The organism is Bacillus sp. LNXM65 (genome assembly GCF_002998575.1).
In the GTDB taxonomy this organism is placed as follows: Bacteria; Bacillota; Bacilli; order Bacillales; family Bacillaceae; genus Bacillus.
Map to the genome: position 1 here is coordinate 1 of NZ_PVRB01000016.1, position 3,078 is coordinate 3,078.

Annotated in this window: 1 rRNA gene; it reads right to left on the bottom strand. The window is 52.2% G+C overall.

The window, feature by feature from the left end:
* Nucleotides 1-49: 49 nt before the first annotated feature.
* Nucleotides 50-2,980, bottom strand: a 23S ribosomal RNA gene (locus C6Y03_RS18975).
* Between the last annotated feature and the right edge of the window lie 98 nt (nt 2,981-3,078).

Sequence of the window (3,078 nt, forward strand, 5' to 3'; positions counted from 1 at the left end):
AATGTTCTCTCAAAACTAGATAACAATGTTCATGCTTCACATTAGAATATAGGTTAAGTCCTCGATCTATTAGTATCTGTCAGCTCCACGTGTCACCACGCTTCCACCTCAGACCTATCAACCTGATCATCTTTCAGGGATCTTACTTCCTTGCGGAATGGGAAATCTCATCTTGAGGGGGGCTTCATGCTTAGATGCTTTCAGCACTTATCCCGTCCGCACATAGCTACCCAGCGATGCCCTTGGCAGAACAACTGGTACACCAGCGGTGCGTCCATCCCGGTCCTCTCGTACTAAGGACAGCTCCTCTCAAATTTCCTGCGCCCGCGACGGATAGGGACCGAACTGTCTCACGACGTTCTGAACCCAGCTCGCGTACCGCTTTAATGGGCGAACAGCCCAACCCTTGGGACCGACTACAGCCCCAGGATGCGATGAGCCGACATCGAGGTGCCAAACCTCCCCGTCGATGTGGACTCTTGGGGGAGATAAGCCTGTTATCCCCGGGGTAGCTTTTATCCGTTGAGCGATGGCCCTTCCATGCGGAACCACCGGATCACTAAGCCCGACTTTCGTCCCTGCTCGACTTGTAGGTCTCGCAGTCAAGCTCCCTTGTGCCTTTACACTCTGCGAATGATTTCCAACCATTCTGAGGGAACCTTTGGGCGCCTCCGTTACATTTTAGGAGGCGACCGCCCCAGTCAAACTGCCCACCTGACACTGTCTCCCTGCCCGATAAGGGCAGCGGGTTAGAAGGTCAATACAGCCAGGGTAGTATCCCACCGATGCCTCCACCGAAGCTAGCGCTCCGGTTTCCAAGGCTCCTACCTATCCTGTACAAGCTGTACCAACATTCAATATCAGGCTGCAGTAAAGCTCCACGGGGTCTTTCCGTCCTGTCGCGGGTAACCTGCATCTTCACAGGTACTATAATTTCACCGAGTCTCTCGTTGAGACAGTGCCCAGATCGTTGCGCCTTTCGTGCGGGTCGGAACTTACCCGACAAGGAATTTCGCTACCTTAGGACCGTTATAGTTACGGCCGCCGTTTACTGGGGCTTCAATTCGCACCTTCGCTTACGCTAAGCGCTCCTCTTAACCTTCCAGCACCGGGCAGGCGTCAGCCCCTATACTTCGCCTTACGGCTTCGCAGAGACCTGTGTTTTTGCTAAACAGTCGCCTGGGCCTATTCACTGCGGCTTCTCGGGGCTTTAACACCCTAAGAAGCACCCCTTCTCCCGAAGTTACGGGGTCATTTTGCCGAGTTCCTTAACGAGAGTTCTCTCGATCACCTTAGGATTCTCTCCTCGCCTACCTGTGTCGGTTTGCGGTACGGGCACCTCTCACCTCGCTAGAGGCTTTTCTTGGCAGTGTGGAATCAGGAACTTCGCTACTAAATTTCGCTCGCCATCACAGCTCAGCCTTTACGGGAAACGGATTTGCCTATTTCCCAGCCTAACTGCTTGGACGCGGATATCCAATACCGCGCTTACCCTATCCTCCTGCGTCCCCCCATTGCTCAAATGGTGAGGAGGTGGTACAGGAATATCAACCTGTTGTCCATCGCCTACGCCTTTCGGCCTCGGCTTAGGTCCCGACTAACCCTGAGCGGACGAGCCTTCCTCAGGAAACCTTAGGCATTCGGTGGACGGGATTCTCACCCGTCTTTCGCTACTCATACCGGCATTCTCACTTCTAAGCGCTCCACCAGTCCTTCCGGTCTGACTTCACAGCACTTAGAACGCTCTCCTACCACTGTTCGTAAGAACAGTCCGCAGCTTCGGTGATACGTTTAGCCCCGGTACATTTTCGGCGCAGAGTCACTCGACCAGTGAGCTATTACGCACTCTTTAAATGGTGGCTGCTTCTAAGCCAACATCCTGGTTGTCTAAGCAACTCCACATCCTTTTCCACTTAACGTATACTTTGGGACCTTAGCTGGCGGTCTGGGCTGTTTCCCTTTCGACTACGGATCTTATCACTCGCAGTCTGACTCCCAAGGATAAGTCATCGGCATTCGGAGTTTGACTGAATTCGGTAACCCGGTAGGGGCCCCTAGTCCAATCAGTGCTCTACCTCCGAGACTCTTACCTTGAGGCTAGCCCTAAAGCTATTTCGGAGAGAACCAGCTATCTCCAGGTTCGATTGGCATTTCACCCCTACCCACACCTCATCCCCGCACTTTTCAACGTGCGTGGGTTCGGGCCTCCATTCAGTGTTACCTGAACTTCACCCTGGACATGGGTAGATCACCTGGTTTCGGGTCTACGACCACGTACTCATGCGCCCTATTCAGACTCGCTTTCGCTGCGGCTCCGCATCTTCTGCTTAACCTTGCACGGGATCGTAACTCGCCGGTTCATTCTACAAAAGGCACGCCATCACCCTTTAACGGGCTCTGACTACTTGTAGGCACACGGTTTCAGGATCTATTTCACTCCCCTTCCGGGGTGCTTTTCACCTTTCCCTCACGGTACTGGTTCACTATCGGTCACTAGGGAGTATTTAGCCTTGGGAGATGGTCCTCCCGGATTCCGACGGAATTTCACGTGTTCCGCCGTACTCAGGATCCACTCTGGAGAGAACAACATTTCAGTTACAGGGCTGTTACCTTCTTTGGCGGGCCTTTCCAGACCTCTTCGCTTATATCGTTCCTTTGTAACTCCGTATAGAGTGTCCTACAACCCCAAGAGGCAAGCCTCTTGGTTTGGGCTGTTCCCGTTTCGCTCGCCGCTACTCAGGGAATCGCATTTGCTTTCTCTTCCTCCGGGTACTTAGATGTTTCAGTTCCCCGGGTATGCCTTCTCATACTCTATGTATTCAAGTATGGATACTACTCCATTACGAGCAGTGGGTTTCCCCATTCGGAAATCTCCGGATCAAAGCTTGCTTACAGCTCCCCGAAGCATATCGGTGTTCGTCCCGTCCTTCATCGGCTCCTAGTGCCAAGGCATCCACCGTGCGCCCTTTCTAACTTAACCATTTCTTACTTTAGAAAGAATCACTATGTGTGATGAACTTTGCATTGCATTCAATGTGAATGTATTACTTATTGTTATCTAGTTTTCAAAGAACACGT